Here is an 18,161-nt window from a genome sequence, read left to right as displayed (position 1 = left end):
TAGTTACTAATTCATTATACTTAACTTTTAATTATAAAAGCGCTTTAAAGTCATTGAGCTTTAATCCTAATTAAGATCGTTTTTCATTAATTCTTGCATAGCTTCAAGAACTTGAGCAACATCTAGCCCCACAATAACTTGGATGGCTTTGCCATGATGCACAACGTTGATTGCTTTCGCCTCTTTAAATTGATCATCGGAACCCATTTTAGCGGGATCCTTGACCGATACTCGCAAGCGGGTCGCACAAGAACTTAATTCAGTAATATTTGCGGAACCGCCTAGCAAGTCGAGAAAGGCCGTAGCCCTAGTAATGTAGGGATCACTTTCCACCGCATTACCTGAAGTTTGAGCCTGCTGCTTGGCCTTTTTGGCTTGATATTCTTTCTTATTTAGCAAATGAACATCTTCGTCGTCTTCTTCTCGGCCGGGGGTAATATAATTAAACTTTTCAATCATAATCTTAAAAACAAAGAATGTGATAACGGCAAAGACAATACCGACAAGAAACTCAACCAAATAGGTTTGCCAGTGATTATTCCATAACGGAATCCAATTTTCTGCGGCAATATCAATTGCACCGCCTGTCATGTTACCTACGACGCCGAGACTAAACATAATCGTATTCATTGTCGCTGAAAGTAAAGAATAAATAATCCATAATACTGGTGCAGCAAAGAGATAAGTAAAGTCAATTGGCTCTGTGATACCAGCAAGAAATGAAGTTAAAGCGGCAGGTATTAGCAATGCTGAAGTTTGCTTTTTCTTATTCTTTTTGGCAGTAGCATAAAATGCTAAACAAATGACCGGTGCAAGAAAGATTTTTTCATTGCCATATAATTGGAAACCTAATTGCGGAGCCAATTGTTTCAGTGGATGAGTGCTTAAAGCAAATTGCGTTAGGTGCTTTAACCAATAAGGCTGCAGTCCCCCAGCAACAACTGCAGGTCCAAACTGAAATGGAATATAGACAAGATGGTGTAGCCCAGTAGGAATCAAGACTCGGTTTAAAAAGTTGTAAATCCAAATACCAACAACACCGCTATTCACAATAAAGTGCTGCATCCCCGTGATGCCTAATTGTACTTTCGGCCAACCCCAGCAAGTTAAAAGTGCTAATGGGATCATGACAAAGAAGCCAAGAATATAGACATATGTTGAGCCTTGAAAAGTACCAAGCCATTCCGGTAATTTTTTATCAAAATAGCGGTTGTGCAGCCAAATTACAATTCCGGCTACAATTAAGGCGCCAATAATACTGGTATCAAGCGTTTTAATTCCCGCTATTTCTGTCAAACCATGGTTGGTGGAATTCTCCACAATCTGAATCTTGTTAAAATTCGGAATGCCAAAGCTTGCTCCCCAATGACCTAAGATAGCACCGACGAAATAGTTATAGGTTAGATAGGTAATTACCGCCTCCATAGCGGCTCTTCCCTGCGATTTATTAGCAAGGCCTATCGGTAATCCAACTACGAATAATAATGCCTCTTGCTTGAATACCGTCCACCCACCGGCGTTAATTGTATCCCAAACTGAATTCCACGTAGTTCCTGGGTTTGCCAAAGAGCCAAAAACGGCTTGGTTGGTAAATAAACTGCCTAAAGCGACCACAATTCCCGCAAATGAGAATAGCAGCACCGGAACAAACATGGCAGCACCAAATTTTTGGAATTTCTGCATCATAAGCAATCATCCCCCTAACAATTATTTAAGTTCTGGCCAGTATGGCTTGTTTACCGGAATCATGTCATCAAGAATTTTCTTTGCGATTGCGGCATCTGGAACTGTCTTATTCAGTGCAAAAGCTTGCCACATCTTGTTATAGGAATGTTGCTCATAAGCATCAACCACTAATTTTTCACAAGTTTGCTGTTCCATCATCATTCCGCGTTCAAATTCACCAGCATTTCCTGTTGCCATCGGCTGAACACCATCGGCACCAAACCAGCACGGTACTTCAACCACCGAGTCAGGATCAATATTAGCAATTGCACCATTATTAGGAATGTTAGCAAAGAATTTTTCGTGCGTATTATAGGCAATTGCATGGCAAATATCGACAATATAATTAGAATGTTCAATACTTGCTTCCCAAATGTTGCCTTTGGCAGTGCCAGCCTGCACAATACGCGCACATTCATCGAAGACGATTTTTTGCCGATACTCCCGGATCTCATCGGTTCTAGTGTGGTGTGGGTCAGCGTTGGCAACCTCGTATTGTGGGAAATAATAATATTGCAAGTAAGTGTTAGGTAAAGCCTCTGGATCAAGTGCATAACAGTCTTTGGCTTTTTTGTAAGTTTCTGCCCAACTCTTTTCGGTTTCCTGATCAAATTGACCACCAATCCAATAACCATTTTGAGCAATGTGGTCCCTTAATTTTGGCATCAAGTCCTGGCCAGTCTTTTTATCACGAACCTCTTTCCACCAGCCAAAGTGGTTAAGGCCGTAATAATTAACATCTAGGTCATGATAATCGTTTAAGCCACAAATCTGTGCCATCCTCGTCATCAAGGCAACCGGCATATCACAAATATTGATTACTTTTGCGTGTGGCCGCAGGCGTCGACATGCTTCTGCAACAATGGCAATAGTATTAGAATAATTAATCATCCAGGCATTCGGTGAATACTTTTCCATCCAGTCGATAATTTCAATGATGGCTGGAATTGAGCGCAGGCCATAAGCCATCCCGCCGGGTCCGGTAGTTTCTTGTCCATTAACTCCGTATCTTAACGGGATTTTTTCATCAAGTTCCCTCATATGGTATTTACCGACCCGAATTGAGCCCATTACGAAATCGACATCAGTAAATGCTTCTTCAGGATCAGTGGTATACGAAAATTCTATTTGCGGTGCGCGTTCTTTCATAATAATTGCGCAGGCATCACCAATTTTCTTTTGTCTTTCTTCATCGTTATCATAGAATTTCAGCTTTCTGAGTGGAAAACGATCCTCATTAGCAATTAAGCTTAAGACAAAGCCGGGTGTAAAAGTGCTACCCCCACCGGCAATTACGACAGAATAACGTTTATCAGTTGCAGACATTGTTTTCTCCTTTTTTAATCAAATTGCCCAATTTGAGCTGTCTTCATAAGCTAGCTTATTTATATTTATATCAGATTTTGCTCATTTTGTATCCGCTTTCTGAAAAAGCGAATAAGTATTTCATAACTTGAAATAAGCGTTTCGCGCGCTGAAATATATTTCAAAAAGAATTATCCCAAGATCTAGTTGTACTAAAAAAGCACTGTAGTTACTCACCTACAGTGCTTTTAAAATGATTTTTAAAGTTAAAGTTTTTAACTGGCAAAAACAATTTTTCTATTACTTTAAAGCCAAAATTATTATTAACGAGCCAGTTAAAAATGACTAAATCTTGGTCACTCAAACCGGTCTTTCTTAATTACACGATAAATGGAAATGACCAACACTAAGATTGCACAGAGCATGGCAACGTATGCCATAGGACCAACACTAATTGCAGCTTGTGCTTGCTGACTAGCCATTCGGTTTTCCACCGCGTATTCTACAATCCATTTACGCAATAACCGTGGAGTCAAAATAAAAGTTACGGTAGCAATGACTGACGCAACTAGTGCCGTATTTCGTGAATAAGGCTCACGGAAAAATTGTGCCATGACGCAGAATGCTGGTGCTATCATCAACACAAGAACCCAAATAATAATCAATCTGCCGGCACTGCTATTCATCATTTGCGCACTATTAGTCGCATAGCGGTACTTGCCCCAAAGCTGTCCCCCAGTAAAAGTATTGAGCAAGCTAAGAATATATGAGCCTTGTTGCCCATAAACACCGCCACGATTCGATAAAACGCCTTGGATAACCTGTAAGCCATCGGTAGAGCCTGCTTCTGGGAAATTAACAGTGACAACTTTTTTCATATAAGTTGCTAAAAACATGAGAATAGAGCCACCGAATTGCAGTGCACGCAGCATATTAAGCTTTCTGGAAGCCTTCATTTTAAATTCCAGGCTGAGAACACGATCTGGGTGATGGCTATGACCGATGATGAAAATGCCGACAGCCACTATTATTGCTAATAACAGTAATAACCACCATAATTTAGCCATCACAAAAAAGATGGCTAATACAACAATCGCCACTGCGACATAAGGGCGATCAGAAAAGATTTCCCAAAAGTTTAGTTTAAGGTGACGGTAATCAGCACGCGTTGATCCAGCCGGATTTTCTTTAACGGGCCTCTGGGTAGCAGCAGGACTAACCGTTTCATCATTTTCACTCGCATACTTTTTGCGATATTCACGTCTGGTCATATGTGAATCCTGACTCATACAGCACCCTTCCTTTCAGAAACAATATCCTATCACGTTTTGGGGCTAAGTTTACCTTTTTTTGCAAATTCTTAGCAATTTTATTGTGCTAGAATAAAAAAGATAATGTTTTTGTTAAAAATTCAAACGGAAAGATGAGGATACTTTGAAAAGTTCAGATAAGTTGCCAGCTGGATGGCACAAAGCCTTTTATACCCTGTGGCTAGGTTGTTTCATTACGGGAATGGGTTACTCAATGACAATGCCCTTTATTTCACTGTTTATTGCCGACCTTGGTCATTATAGTCAATTACAAATCAGCCTTTACTCAGGCTTGGCCTTTGCGATGACATTTATTGCCCAGGCAATAGTTTCACCTTATTGGGGCAATTTAGCTGACCGTAAGGGCCGCAAATTGATGTGTATGCGTGCTTCAGGCGTAATGGCTCTGACCATCACAGCTACTGGGTTTGCTCCCAATGCAATTTACATCATTGTCATGCGGTTTATTCAGGGAGCTTTTTCTGGCTACATTAATAATGCTACCGCATTGATTGCTGGTGAAACTCCTCATCAAAAAAGCGGCTGGGTTATGAGCCAAATGATGACCGCCGGAACTGCTGGAAACCTAGTTGGACCTTTACTTGGTGGGGTTTTGTCTAACTTCTTTGGCAACTGGCTTGGCGGAGCTTGGGGATACCGGATTCCCTTCTTCATCACTGGGTTTTTAATGGTGTTAGTCTTCTTTGGCTCAACTTTCTTAGTTCACGAAAAATTCACCCCAGTTTCGCGTGAAGAAATGAAACCAATGAAAGAAATTATGCATACTTTGCCTAATGTTAAGTTAATTATTGCGATGTTTGCAACAACGCTGTTAGTTCAAGCCGCCAACATGTCAATTGACCCGATTGTTTCACTTTACGTCAAATCGATGATGCCCAACAGTAAAAATATTGCCTTTGTTGCTGGTGTCGTTGCTGCAACACCGGGGCTTGGTACGTTGATTGCCGCTTCCAAAATCGGCCACAAAATGGACGAAATTGGTCCGCTAAAGATTCTTCGCGTTGGGCTAATTGTTGGCGCCATCCTCTTTGTTCCAATGGCACTCACACATTCACCGTGGGTATTAGCTGGATTGCGCTTTTTGCTGGGAATTGCCAGTGCCGCAATGCTGCCAGCAGCGCAGACAGTTTTAACTCTTAACACGCCACCAGAAAGCTTTGGTCGCATTTTCAGTTACAACCAGTCCTTTCAGGCGGTCGGATCAGTCTTTGGTTCACTAATGGGGTCAACCATATCCGGAGTATTTAATTATGCGACTGTCTTTTGGACTACTGGCTTAACTTTATTGATAAACTTTATTTTGATTATCTTTTTTAGTTTTCACCAACCTAAACGGCAGTAGACAATAACTATTAAAAAAGCAAATAAAAACTAAAGGACTAGTTCGAGCTATTAGCTTAGAACTAGTCCTTTTAACTTGTTCTTAAATTCAGTAAAAAACCGGACTTAATTTTCTTTGGTTTTAATCATAACCACAACCGTAATACTGAAAACTATAATACTGGTAATCAGCATCCCTATCAGCGCAACGTTAGCATTTGATGCCGCTGAAATACTGGTAAACAGGATTGTCATTAATGGTGTAATCACTAACAAAATTGTATTTAACAGGCCAACTGATGATGACAAAATCTTGCGGTCAACCGTTGCCACCAGCCACTGCGTTAACTTCGGACTAGCTGTTCCTACAAAAAAGCCTAATAAGGCATAAGTAACTAAACAAAAAATTATTTGTTTACTCATCGTGGACACGAGAACGCAGGCTGCGGAGAATAAAGCCAGTAAGACGATCACATAGACCGAAACCTTTTTGAAAATCATTGTTCCGACAATACTGCCTAAAGCGGAGCCCACCGCTGCTGCCGCGCCAATAACTGCAATTGTGAAAGTATAGGTGCCAATGACCATTATGCTTTTATTGCCGGCAACGACAATCGATAATATTGGCTCAATTGTACTCAAAATACCATTCATTAAAGCAATAACCATCACGGTAGTTAGCAGGCCACTAGCCTTTTTAACCTGGCGAAAAGACAAGGCAAGCGTACTTAAAAAGCTCTGCTCATCAACATCTTGATTAATTGCTGCATCCTTATTTTTACGGGCAATCGACAAATAAATTAGGCCAGCAGCAATAAAAGTTAAGCCGTTAATAACTGCTAGAGTTGAATAAGACATGAACAATAACAGGCCTGAGCCGACAAACTGGGCAATGGTCGTAATCACTTGGGAAACGCCACTTGTAAAACCCGTTGCCTTGGCAACTTGGTCTTCTTCCACTAAATCAACTATTAAAGGTGTGGACAGACCGCTTGAATACGTTCCGGCTGTATCAGAAATGAAGTTAATGACGATAACCATCATTACCAGATTCCAACCGGCAATATTTTGACTAAAAAGAAAACCAACTAATAAATAAAGTGCCCCCCTAATCATTGCAAGCCAAACAATCTTTTCGTATTTGTTATGCGTCCGATCGGCAAGATAGCCCCCGACACTTGAAAGCAGTCTAGGTACCGACTCGGAAATGGCAATCAGTGAAAGAGCTAATGAGTAATTTTTTAACTTACTAGCATAAGTCATCAAGGCTAAGTAAAAAAGAATATCGCCAGCACTTGATAGGATACTAGCGATTGAAAATCGGCGATAATATTTATTTTTGAAAAATATGTCCATGAATTAATTTACTCCCTCTATTTATTTACTGATAACATAATTATATTTGTGTTAAAATTTTAAATAGTGAAAGTGTCATATATGAAACTAATTTTTCGGAGAAATTTTAATGACTATTGGAAGCTTACTACGGCAATATCGACAAGAAGCAGGTAAGACGCAGCGGGCATGGATCGGTGATATTGTTAGCCCCTCATTTTATTCTAAAATTGAGAAGAATACTACTAGGATTTCTGCTCAGGATTTGATTGAAATACTGCGCTATAACCATATTGATCTTGCTAGTTTTTTTAGCAAATTAGACTACCGGTCAAAATCTGAAGATGAACTCAAGAAAAACGTAATTTCAAAATCAATTGATGCCTATTATAAGTTCGATATCGACCAGCTCTCCGCTATTAAAGATGCCATCGCCAAAAGTGCTGTGCATAACAAAGAAGACCTGATTCTTAAGCTTAACACCTTAATTTATACTGCAAACAGTTCACCTGAAAAACTCAGTTTAAAAGAAAAGCAGCAGTTGAAAAACAAGTTCTACAATGAAGATAATTTGGACCAAGAGTCCCTAAAAAATTTCTGCAATTACATGTATTTTTTTGACTTTACCAGTAATTTAACGATTACGAAAAAGATTTTCAAAAAATTCAGTAGAAGCAATGATGAAAAGATTCAATTTTTAGTTCTTGGTATTTTAATTAACATGATTGGTATCAGCATTAAGCATCAATCTTATGAAAATGCCACACAAATGATCAAAATGTCGAAGAAAGTGCCTACTAAACCCAGTACATGTTTTAGTAAAATGGTGCTCTTCTTACTGGAAAATTTAATTAGTTATCACTATGAGCCACTACAAGTTTATCTTGATAATTGTGAAATGCAGGTTAAACAGCTTTCCTTAATCGGAATGGAAAAATTTAGTCAGCACTGTCAAAAACTGATCGATGAAAATACCAACTAACCGCTAATTTGGGGTTAAAAAAAGCGTGATTTAAAATCACGCTTTTTCTAATATTAGCTAAACTCTATTTTTGGCCAGCATTGTAATACTTCAAACTGCCGATTTCGCCGACTAAGTTAAATTTACCCTTTTGGTAAACTAATTTAGTAACTGAGTCATTCGCAAGGCCAGTCCCTTGAAAAGCAGGGTAGTTTTGCGTCGACAAGAAGAGATTAATTGCCATCCCAGAGCTCACAACTAAGACATTGCCGCCTTTGTGTTGACTTTTTGCAATTTTCGTCAATACCGCCGTCATTCGCTTTTGGACAGCTTCAGTACTTTCCGCACGGTATTGTGCTGGTAAGCTGGTATTTAACTTATTTTCCTGGTCTAAGGCATAATAACCGTCTTGCATCTTATTTTGAAATAGTTTGCCAGTCTTAGCTTGAAAATCAGCAATACTATCATAACCAAAGTATTGGGCAATTTCTGGTACATTCTGCGCTACATCAGGGCGACCTTCATAACTACCGTAGTTACATTCACGCAAACGCCAATCAATTTTTAGTTTAACTTTTTGATTGCCAGAGTATTTTAAGGCTCCTTGCGCAGTCTTTTCCTGTCTTGTTAAGTCACCGGAATAAGCTGCCTTAAACTTAATTCCCTTCAGACCCTTACCAAGATACTCGGCACCCTTTACACCATTATCAGTTAGAGTATAATCACTCCAGCCTTGAGCAAGGTGCATCACATTAGCAGTAGTTTCGCCATGACGGGTCAAATAAATCGTCACCGGTTTATTATTACTTTTTGCCTCGGCTTGATTAGTGCCAATTGTGACTGCTCCGATAAGACTTGCTAATGCTAGCAAGAATTTTGTTACTCGCCGTTTCATTTTCTTACTCACTCCAAGTTATTCCCTAAATTTAGGCTAAATCGCCACCATTAGTTTCAATAACTTTCTTGTACCAGTCAAATGACTTCTTCTTGTAACGGTTGAAGGTACCCTTACCCTCATCGTCTTCATCAACGTAGATAAAGCCATAACGCTTAGACATTTCACCGGTTGAAGCACTAACTAAATCAATACAGCCCCATGGAGTGTAACCCATTACGTCTGCACCATCATCAATGGCTTCTGAAATGGCTTCAATGTGTTCACGCAAGTAATCAATACGGTAATCATCAGCAACATAGTGATTTTCATCAGGTTGATCAATGGCACCCAAACCATTTTCAACAATGAATAATGGCTTTTCATAACGATCAGATAATTCGTTAAGTGCAATTCTTAAGCCAGTTGGGTCAATTTGCCAACCCCAGTCACTTGATTTCAAGAATGGATTCTTAACGCCACCCATCAAGTTACCGTTAGTTGTTTCTTGGTTTTCGTGAGTAACATCAACAACAGATGACATGTAGTAGCTAAAGCCGATGTAATCAACCGGGTATTTAGCTAGCAAGTCAAGTTCTTCATCGCTGTAGTCAATGTCGCTTAATTTAACGCCTTGACGAGCTAATAAGCTCTTCGTGTATGCTGGGTAATGGCCCCGAACTTGTACATCAGCGCAGAAGAAATTGTTTGCTTGATTTTCTTGCAGTGTAGCAATTTGATTCTTTGGATCTGAATCATAGCTATAAGTTGTTGCATAAAGAATCATGCAACCAATCTTCATGTCAGGATTTAATTCATGACCGATTTTAACAGCTTTAGCACTAGCAACGAATTGGTTGTGCCATGATTGGTAAACATTCTTCTTGTCAAGAGCACCGTTACTTACAGTCAAGCCTTGGCTCATGATTGGGAAGTGAGCAGCACTGTTAATTTCGTTGAAAGTCATCCAATACTTAACTTTGTCCTTGTAGCGAGTTAATACAGTTCTAGCAAAACGTTCATAGAAGTCGATCAACTTCTTGTTCTTCCAGCTACCGTATTCAGTAATCAAGTGCAAAGGAAGTTCATAGTGTGAAATCGTAATTACAGGTTCAATATTGTGCTTTAAGCACTCATCAATTACCCCATCGTAGAACTTAAGTCCTTCTTTATTTGGCTCTTCTTCGTCACCGTTAGGGAAAATACGTGACCAAGCGATTGAGAAACGGTAGCATTTGAAGCCCATTTCCGCAAATAGTTCAATATCTTCCTTATAGTGGTGATAGTGATCGATTCCAATGTGGTTAGGATAAACATATTTAGGATCGATTTTGAAATCAAAATCTGGTGAAGCAATAATCTTCATCCGCTCTTTACCACCAGGCAAAACATCAGGAAGAGACAAGCCCTTGCCTCCTTCTTGATACGCACCTTCGAGTTGGTTAGCCGCTGTAGCGCCACCCCATAAAAAGCCTTTAGGGAAATTGTTTGTATTCATGTGTATACTCCTCTTTCTCGCCCGATTATTCTAAGTCTAGCAGCTGATCACCGATTGATACTTCGCCACTAGCAACAACATTAACTTCGTGGTAATTGTTAGTATTTGTCACAATTACCGGAGTTGTAACTTCATAACCAGCCTTCTTAATAGCTGCCAAGTCAAACTCAATGAGTGGATCGCCCGCTTTAACAGATTGATCCTTCTCAACTAATATTTTAAAGCCTTCACCATCTAATTCAACCGTATCCATACCAATATGGATCATTACTTCAGCACCCTTAGCTGATCTTAAACCAATTGCATGGCCTGTTGGGAAAGTCATGGCAACTTCACAGTCAAATGGTGCACATACTTTACCTTCTTTTGGTTCAATTGCAACACCTTGACCCATTGAGCCGCTGGAGAAAACTTCATCTTTAACATCTTTTAACGCAACGATTGTTCCGTTTAATGGCGCAACTAATTTTTCAGGTTCATTGTAAGTAGCTTCAGCTGGTTTAGCAGTAGTTGCAGTTTCTGCAGTAGCATCTGCGGAATCTGCACCTTCTGCAGCATTCGCATTAGCCAAAGCAACTTGCTCATCAAGTGTTTCGTCAACAGTCTTGCGGCCAAAGATCATTTGCAGTGCAAAACCAAGTACAGTTGCTACAGCCATAGCAATGATTAAGCCATAAACGGCACCATCAACACCATTTTTACCAATAGCATCAGGAATTGAGAAGATTCCCATTCCGGCCATAATGTAAACCTTAGTACCGAAGAATCCGATTAAACCACCACCGATTGCGGAAGCAATACAACTGATGATAAATGGTTTTTTACGTGGTAATGTCACACCATAGATTGCTGGTTCAGTAACACCAAAGATTCCGGAAACGAATGCAGGAATCGCAATACTACGAGTTTTTTCATTCTTAGTTTGGAAAATAATAGCTAAAACAACACCGGTTTGAGCAAATGATGCAGCAAGTGATAAACCTAAGATTGGGTCATAACCCATGGCTGCAATATTGGTCATCATAACGGCAACAAAGCCCCAGTGAACACCAAAGATAACAAATACTTGCCAGAAAGCACCCATCAAGATACCAGCTAAGATTGGGCTGAAGTTGTATACAGCACTAACAATTGCGGCAATCGCATTACCAAGCCAAGTAGCCACTGGCCCAATAATTAAGAAGGTAATTGGAACTGTAATTAGTAAGATTGCGAATGGTACCAAGAAAGTCTTAACGACATCTGGAATTACCTTCCGTACAACCTTTTGGACCTTTGAAGCAAACCAAACTGATAGGATAATCGGAATAACTGATGAAGTGTAGTTCATCGAAATTACCGGAATTCCTAAGAAAGTCATATGAACTGGTGCTTGCAGGATAGTGCCCTTAAAGACTGTAAATAAAGCAGTCTTGCTACCAGCCATTGCTACAATTGTTGGGTAGCAAAGAGATGCACCGATGGTTGCACCAATATATCCGTCCATGCCAAATTTTTTGGCTGCTGAAATTCCTAGAATAACTGGTAAGAAGTAGAATAAACTGTCACCAATTGCATTTAGGATAATGTAGGTACCATTGGTTGCGGAAAGCCAACCGAATGCCAAGAACATGGCGTTGAAACCTTTGATCATTCCGGCAGCACACATTGGCCCTAAAATTGGGTTGAAAATACCAGAAATCAGATCAATGAACCGATCTGCAATGCTCATGTTGCTTGTGTCCACATAATCATCAGGAACTGAACCACCATCACCGAAACCACCAATTTTAATTAGGGTATCGTAAACATCAGCAACGTTATTACCAATAACAACTTGGTATTGACCACCAGACTTAACTAATGACAAGACACCATCAGTTGCCTTCATTTTTTCATCGTTTGCCTTTGAAGCATCCTTTAACTTAAAGCGCAAACGTGTTGTACAATGCACCACGCTGGCTACATTATCTTTACCACCAACGTTGGCGATAATTTCACGACTTAATTCTTCGTAAGCCATCTTTTCCTCCAAAAATCACAAAACCCGGGGACTTAAAGAAGACCTCTTGCAAACATTCAATTAAGGATGAAACAAGGAAGTTTTCTTTATGTTCTCGGGTTAATGCCTGTAAAACAGTAACACACCGTTTAAACAAATTATTTTTCATCGGCTGGAACTTGCTTTGCTTCCGAATCAGTACCATCTTTTTGTCTATGCGTTACCCGCCAGACATGGAGCGTCAGATAGACCTCATCATCAGGTTGCAATTTCCAACCAGCCTGTTTAGATAAATAAGTGCCGATTTTTAAAACCGTCTCGTATGCTTTCTTGTACTTGACCTTCATTAATTCAAGCAATGAATTATCAAGCTCGCTGCCGCTATCTTCATCACCAATTTCATACAGGTGCCGCACCATGAACGAACGTAAATGCGTCATAAACCGATTGAAATTAAATGATTCCGGATCAAGCTGCATCCCATACTGATATTCAATGATTTCAATTACACCATGAATTAACTTGGTGATTTTGATTGTATCTTGAAGCTTAGTTTGATCAGAACTAGCATTGATAAAGTGATAGGTCAGATAAACAACTTCTGAATTGGGAAAGGTTAGCTTAGTTTTTTCCTGAAGCAGCTTCAGCGCATCTTTCGCAGCTGAATATTCTTTAGGAAATAACTTCTTTAATTCCCATCCCACAGTACCTTGGCCTAATTCAAAGCCTTCATCGGTTCTTTTAAGCATAAAATCGATGTGATCAGCTAAAACCAAGTACTGATAATCAGTAAAATTAACGTTTAGTCTCTTAGAAACAAGATTGATTACATCAGTTGTCAGAGACAAAGTACGTTTATCAATATCCCTAACACTATCAATCATCTTGATATTCTTTTCGACAGCAACAAAACGACGAGTAATTTTTGTTTCATCAATTGGATCATTGGGCTTTTTCCCAAAGCCAATTCCGTTTCCAATTACTACCCAATCAACACCAGATTCATCCGACACTAAAGCAGCATTGTTGTTAAAATTTTTAATAAATTTCACTCAGCAAACTCCTCTTTTCAATAAAAAAACCTATGAGCAACACTAAAGCCTTGTTGTTCATAGGTTAATGCCTGATCGAATCAGTAACACACTTATTTACTCTTAAGATTATAAAACAGTGTTAAAGCGATTTCAATAGTTATTTGAAGATTTTTTATCAGTGTTTCTAGTTATTTCTCAAATAATTAGTCATTTTACCAATTTATCATTAAAATAAGAGGTAATTTGAATAACTTTCGCAAAATCAGAGGACAAATAGCAATGGCAACTAAAAAGCAAAATTTAACCACCAAACAAAAAATCTGGTCTACAATCCAGGTTCTATTTATAGGTATACTTTTTTACTTAGGAGTAACACTTATTTTCTTCGGTTCTGGTTTCGGTGACTCCTACCTTGTCCAGCAAAATGCAGAGCAAGCTTCTTCAGGATTAACACCTAAAAAAGCAGATCAAAATAAACACCGAAAAACAACTTATGACGCTAGTAAGACCAAGTCAATTAGTACAACGCGAATTTTACGGTCAAAGAAAATTAAGGCTTATGCTATTGGGCGAATTTCGCTTCCAGCCGTTAACATTCACAATCCGCTGTTTGCCGGATATGGCAGTGAAAACCAAAACTTGGAATACGGCGTTGTTACTTGCCTCCCGGATCGTGTAATGGGCGGAGCTAACAACTATGTTCTGGCAGGACATTATATGGGCGCATATGGCCCTGCTGTATTAGACAATTTACACTTGGCAAAACGGGGCGACTTAATCTATGTGACCGATCTTCATCACATTTATGCTTACGAAGTTAAAAGAATTTCTTTTGCAATTAAGCCAACACAAGTTGAAGTCGAAAACAACATAAAGGATAGAAGTATGATTACCTTAATTACATGCTCAGACTTTAATACTTCGAAGTACGGGTATGGGCAGCACCGCACAGTTGTGCAGGGTGATTTAATCAGCAAAATTAAGGCAACCAACAAGAATTTATCTGCGACTGAATTAACTGCTAATTTTTCTGCAAAAAAAGACCAGAAAAAGGTCGCTTTACCAACCAAAAAGGGACGGCATACTATTAAAAAGAGCCAACAAATTCGCACGAAAGCTCAGCCTAAGTTTTTCCAAAACATGACTCTTATTAAGGCTGCCATTATTATTTTCAACGTTATCTTCTTCCTAATTATTGCCTGGCGTCTAGTTAGAATTTGGCGCTCATAACTAGAGCGTAACACTAATTTAATTCGCTCATTATTAAGTCGTAATTGGCACTATTTTTGCCAGTTACGGCTTTTTTGCTTTGGATATAACATGCAGCCACCTGCTGCTTACAATAACACCCAAAAATAATATTGCTATTAGAGCCTAATTTTTAGCAAATATTTTTTCAACTGAATACTAGATTTTTAGTTAATTTTATTGGTCTTATGTTCATATATATATAAAATAACTAACACACATAAAATAGTTTTATACCCAATTACTTAAGTATTTTAAATTTAAGCATCAATATGAGTAATCAATTCGCAAACTATAAATTATTTTTAATGAAAATTAGTTTTTTTCGCCAATATGATTAGTTGTTTATAGTATTATTTTGAATTTATCATTAGATTTATTGGTTTTAATTAATGTATACGGATACAATAAAGATATTAGAGACAACAAAGGAGGATACTATGAATCATCATATTAAAAATAGCATTTACCAAAAAGGAGAAAGAATATTACTTTGTGGTATGACATTGGCGGCAGTAGGTTTGACAGCAAGTCAAGCTCACTCTGTTAAGGCTGATGAAGTCGCTCCTACTAGTCAAATGACTAATAGCGCCAAAAAAGAGAACACTACACCAGAGGAAGGCGTTAGAACAGCTGAATGGAACGGTTTAACAGTTACCTTTAATGATAAAACACAAACACTTACTATTCCTCAAGGCGAAATTTCTTCAAATACACCTACACCACTTGGTGACATTGACAAAATAAGCTCGGAAAACATTTTTCATATTAAAATTGCCGGTAGTTTAAAAATTACCGGATCCGCTTCAGGTTTATTTGCTAATCTGCCTTACTTATCAAGTATTGAGGGACTTACTAATGTCGATACCAGTGAGGTTACAGACATGAGTAACATGTTTGCCGGCTCATTTGCAAAGGGAGCTGATAAACCCCAACTAGACTTATCATTACTTGATACCAGTAACGTTGAGGATATGGGAGGCATGTTCTACGGCTGCGAAAAATTACATGACTTATATTTAGCTAAAGATTCAGCTGAATCAAATAAATTTGATACATCAAAAGTCACTAACATGATTAGTATGTTTAATGATTGTTCAAGTTTAACAAGCATCAAATTTAGCAATAATTTTGTAACTAGCATAGTCGATAATATGGATTACATGTTCACTGGTGATAAATCATTAACAACTTTGGACCTTAGCGGTTTTAAATTTTCAAATTCAGAAAAATCTATCTCAAGTAAGAATATGTTAGAAGGTCTTGATAAATTAGAAGATTTAATCCTTCCGCAAAACGCTAATCTGCAAGATACAGGCTTGAATACCCCAGCTATTTGGCAAAATGCTAATCAAAACAATGATCCTAAATTAACCTCAAGCCAATTAGTAGCCAAATACAACGGCACAAGCAAGGATTCTAGTTCTATTCATTATCATCGTATCGCTGAGGCACCAAACACTCCAAGTGTACCAAGCACTCCAAGTGTACCAAGCACATCAAATAGCGTAACTGTTCCTCCAACCTCAAATGAAAAGCACGAAGAACAAAAACCTGCTACTAACGACAAACAAGCAGTTAAGAAAGTCATAATGCACAACTCCTATCTTTATGACCAAAACGGTAACCGGAAAGATGGTAAATATCTAGCTGGTCAAAGCATTCAGACATACGGCACTAAAATTATTAATGGTAAGAAGTACTATCAATTAGACGATACAACTTATGTCAAAGCTAATAATATTACTGGTGTCAAACGGGAACTGACTCACAACGCTTATATTTACAATGCTAAGGGCAAGCGTGTTACTCGTAAAGTACTCAAAAAGAATCATAAAGTTGTAACCTATGGTGGTACTGTCAAAATAAATGGTAAGAGATTTTACATTATTGCCACTAACCGATTCGTTAAGAAAGCTAACTTTTAAAACTAAGTAATTAAAAGACCGCTTTAAGTTACATATGATAAAAACCTCGAAGTGAATAAAACTTTGGGGTTTTATTATGACCAATTTTTAAGCCTGATGCTACTTGTACTTAGCCCGGTCAGACATATTGTTATTTAGCAAAAATCGTCTTTAATTTGTAGTGCACCAAATAACTACATAATTATTAAAATCAATAATGCTAAATAAGGTATAAGTCATTTTTAAATACCGGTAAATACACCAATTGAATTAAGAAAGTCAATTTGATGCAATAGCAAAAATATACGTTATTAAATTATTAATTATTAATAACAAAATTACCAATTTTGGTAAAACTAAGTTCTGTTATCGCTCTACTCCTAAAGCTTTTCTAAAATTAAATATTATTAAAATAACAAATATCAATATTAAAATGCTATTTCTGCGCATTATGTTATGCTACACATCAAGCTATACATATGGTATGATTAGTGCGGAGAAATTCCTAAGGTTATAAAAGTATCTTATGTTATGTTTTTTAGATTATAGTTATATATTTTTAGAAATTATAAGCGTAGAGGGGGAGAATAATGAATAAATTTGTCAGCAAACATCCCACTGCTGGAAAAATTTTATTTAGTGCTATTACAATGACTTCTTTGGGTCTAATGTGTGCTAATGCCAAATCCGCTAAAGCCGCTAATCTATCATCTACAAGTCACTTATTGGCTAAAAAAGATAAATTGAAAAAAGCGGTTAAAAAAGTAGCAAGCAAATCATTTTCAGACATTGCTACTAGTGGACGTTCTTCAAGTAGTGCTGCCGTTGTAGCAAGCGCATCACAAAATCAAGAATCAGTGGGTTCAACTATTAATAATCAAATAACAATTCATTACGTAGACACAAAAGGTAATGTAATTGCTCCAGACAAAGTTATCAGCGGTAATGTTGGTGAAAAATATACTACTTCACCAAGAGAATTTACCGACTATGTGCTAGATTCACAACCTAAAAATGCAACCGGCACTTTTAGCAATGATAAGCAAAACGTAACTTATGTTTATCACAAGATGACCCCTGCTGAAGCTGCTAAACAAGCGGAGCATTTTCCAGGAGATGGAAATGATGTAGTTGGGATTGGCATTGACGAAAGCGGAGCTGGCGTAATCGCCGATGATGTCGCTGCCGGCAAGCATGCTCCCCATAAAAAGGGACACAAAAAGCATCGGGCAGCGAGTAAGGCTAAAAAGGCGATTCAAAAAATCAAAGTAAGTAATCGTACTCGTGCTTTTGGCGTAAATTCACCCTCCTCTACTCAAAAAAATAGTAGTTCAGTGCAAGAATTACCTCATACGGGCACTAATGATCACTCCAAAGCAATCGCAATGGGTCTAGGATCGGTTGCAATAATTGGAAGTCTTGCCGGGGGCTGGTATACCCGCAAGAAAATCATGTAGCCTTACGCTATACTAATACCACTTTTCAGAACTATCTTAAAACGAACTAATTAATGCACGTACATTCAATGAAAAATTGAGTGTACGTGTTTTTTTGCCCATTTTTTCTTCAACTACGAGGTAATTTGGCTAAATTTGCCTTCAGAAAAAAAATTTTAAAATAACTTTTGTTTTTATTCGTTAAA

At 38.2% G+C, this 18,161-nt stretch carries 13 protein-coding genes; 5 read left to right on the top strand and 8 right to left on the bottom strand.

The features are described from left to right. Nucleotides 1-66: 66 nt before the first annotated feature. From J3U69_RS05280 to J3U69_RS05270, 3 genes are all read right to left on the bottom strand, one after another. A complete protein-coding gene (locus J3U69_RS05280; RefSeq protein WP_267413294.1) occupies nucleotides 67-1,686 on the bottom strand; it encodes an alpha-glucoside-specific PTS transporter subunit IIBC in 1,620 nt (539 codons plus the stop codon). A 21-nt stretch (nucleotides 1,687-1,707) separates the two neighbouring features. Continuing rightward, entirely contained in the window at nucleotides 1,708-3,051 is a 1,344-nt protein-coding gene (locus J3U69_RS05275) for a 6-phospho-alpha-glucosidase (protein WP_220220295.1), read from the bottom strand. Between the two features lie 335 nt (nucleotides 3,052-3,386). Continuing rightward, entirely contained in the window at nucleotides 3,387-4,319 is a 933-nt protein-coding gene (locus J3U69_RS05270; RefSeq protein WP_220220296.1) for a cytochrome C5, read from the bottom strand. A gap of 145 nt (nucleotides 4,320-4,464) precedes the next feature. On the opposite strand from J3U69_RS05270, the gene J3U69_RS05265 reads away from it, so the two are divergent. Then, nucleotides 4,465-5,703, top strand: a complete 1,239-nt coding sequence (locus J3U69_RS05265; RefSeq protein WP_103752514.1) for an MFS transporter — start codon at nucleotides 4,465-4,467, stop codon at nucleotides 5,701-5,703. A 104-nt stretch (nucleotides 5,704-5,807) separates the two neighbouring features. Here the strand turns inward: J3U69_RS05265 and J3U69_RS05260 are convergent, their stop codons facing one another. Then, a complete protein-coding gene (locus J3U69_RS05260) occupies nucleotides 5,808-7,037 on the bottom strand; it encodes an MFS transporter (protein WP_220220297.1) in 1,230 nt (409 codons plus the stop codon). Between the two features lie 109 nt (nucleotides 7,038-7,146). On the opposite strand from J3U69_RS05260, the gene J3U69_RS05255 reads away from it, so the two are divergent. Beyond that, nucleotides 7,147-7,998, top strand: a complete 852-nt coding sequence (locus J3U69_RS05255) for a helix-turn-helix domain-containing protein (RefSeq protein WP_103752516.1) — start codon at nucleotides 7,147-7,149, stop codon at nucleotides 7,996-7,998. Nucleotides 7,999-8,062: 64 nt separating this feature from the next. Here the strand turns inward: J3U69_RS05255 and J3U69_RS05250 are convergent, their stop codons facing one another. The 4 genes from J3U69_RS05250 to J3U69_RS05235 all read right to left on the bottom strand — a co-directional run bounded on the left by J3U69_RS05250 (nucleotide 8,063) and on the right by J3U69_RS05235 (nucleotide 13,382). Then, nucleotides 8,063-8,872: a histidine phosphatase family protein gene (locus tag J3U69_RS05250; protein WP_220221220.1), complete on the bottom strand. Its 810-nt coding sequence runs from the start codon at nucleotides 8,870-8,872 to the stop codon at nucleotides 8,063-8,065. Nucleotides 8,873-8,903: 31 nt separating this feature from the next. After that, nucleotides 8,904-10,349 (bottom strand): glycoside hydrolase family 1 protein, encoded by a 1,446-nt coding sequence (locus J3U69_RS05245; protein WP_267413291.1) that lies wholly within the window; start codon nucleotides 10,347-10,349, stop codon nucleotides 8,904-8,906. A gap of 25 nt (nucleotides 10,350-10,374) precedes the next feature. After that, on the bottom strand, nucleotides 10,375-12,351 hold the full coding sequence (locus J3U69_RS05240) for a beta-glucoside-specific PTS transporter subunit IIABC (RefSeq protein WP_267413289.1): 1,977 nt from the start codon (nucleotides 12,349-12,351) through the stop codon (nucleotides 10,375-10,377). 137 nt (nucleotides 12,352-12,488) lie between these two features. Beyond that, complete coding sequence (locus tag J3U69_RS05235) at nucleotides 12,489-13,382, bottom strand: PRD domain-containing protein (RefSeq protein WP_267413287.1); 894 nt, start codon at nucleotides 13,380-13,382, stop codon at nucleotides 12,489-12,491. Between the two features lie 261 nt (nucleotides 13,383-13,643). Between J3U69_RS05235 and J3U69_RS05230 the strand changes: the two genes are divergently transcribed. From J3U69_RS05230 to J3U69_RS05220, 3 genes are all read left to right on the top strand, one after another. Further along, complete coding sequence (locus J3U69_RS05230) at nucleotides 13,644-14,594, top strand: class A sortase (RefSeq protein WP_267413285.1); 951 nt, start codon at nucleotides 13,644-13,646, stop codon at nucleotides 14,592-14,594. A gap of 458 nt (nucleotides 14,595-15,052) precedes the next feature. Continuing rightward, entirely contained in the window at nucleotides 15,053-16,540 is a 1,488-nt protein-coding gene (locus tag J3U69_RS05225; protein WP_267413283.1) for an SLAP domain-containing protein, read from the top strand. Nucleotides 16,541-17,109: 569 nt separating this feature from the next. Next, a complete protein-coding gene (locus tag J3U69_RS05220; RefSeq protein ID WP_267413281.1) occupies nucleotides 17,110-17,976 on the top strand; it encodes a MucBP domain-containing protein in 867 nt (288 codons plus the stop codon). Nucleotides 17,977-18,161 lie beyond the last annotated feature (185 nt).

This window comes from Lactobacillus sp. B4026 (assembly GCF_026535825.1).
GTDB classification, from domain to species: domain Bacteria; phylum Bacillota; class Bacilli; order Lactobacillales; family Lactobacillaceae; genus Lactobacillus; species Lactobacillus panisapium.
This window is presented reverse-complemented; position numbering and strand designations above follow the sequence as displayed.

Coding starts and splice junctions, on each gene's coding strand:
- J3U69_RS05280 (WP_267413294.1), bottom strand. CDS start 1,686: ATGATGCAGAAATTCCAAAAATTTGGTGCTGCCATGTTTGTTCCGGTG.
- J3U69_RS05275 (WP_220220295.1), bottom strand. CDS start 3,051: ATGTCTGCAACTGATAAACGTTATTCTGTCGTAATTGCCGGTGGGGGT.
- J3U69_RS05270 (WP_220220296.1), bottom strand. CDS start 4,319: ATGAGTCAGGATTCACATATGACCAGACGTGAATATCGCAAAAAGTAT.
- J3U69_RS05260 (WP_220220297.1), bottom strand. CDS start 7,037: ATGGACATATTTTTCAAAAATAAATATTATCGCCGATTTTCAATCGCT.
- J3U69_RS05255 (WP_103752516.1), top strand. CDS start 7,147: ATGACTATTGGAAGCTTACTACGGCAATATCGACAAGAAGCAGGTAAG.
- J3U69_RS05250 (WP_220221220.1), bottom strand. CDS start 8,872: ATGAAACGGCGAGTAACAAAATTCTTGCTAGCATTAGCAAGTCTTATC.
- J3U69_RS05245 (WP_267413291.1), bottom strand. CDS start 10,349: ATGAATACAAACAATTTCCCTAAAGGCTTTTTATGGGGTGGCGCTACA.
- J3U69_RS05240 (WP_267413289.1), bottom strand. CDS start 12,351: ATGGCTTACGAAGAATTAAGTCGTGAAATTATCGCCAACGTTGGTGGT.
- J3U69_RS05230 (WP_267413285.1), top strand. CDS start 13,644: ATGGCAACTAAAAAGCAAAATTTAACCACCAAACAAAAAATCTGGTCT.
- J3U69_RS05225 (WP_267413283.1), top strand. CDS start 15,053: ATGAATCATCATATTAAAAATAGCATTTACCAAAAAGGAGAAAGAATA.
- J3U69_RS05220 (WP_267413281.1), top strand. CDS start 17,110: ATGAATAAATTTGTCAGCAAACATCCCACTGCTGGAAAAATTTTATTT.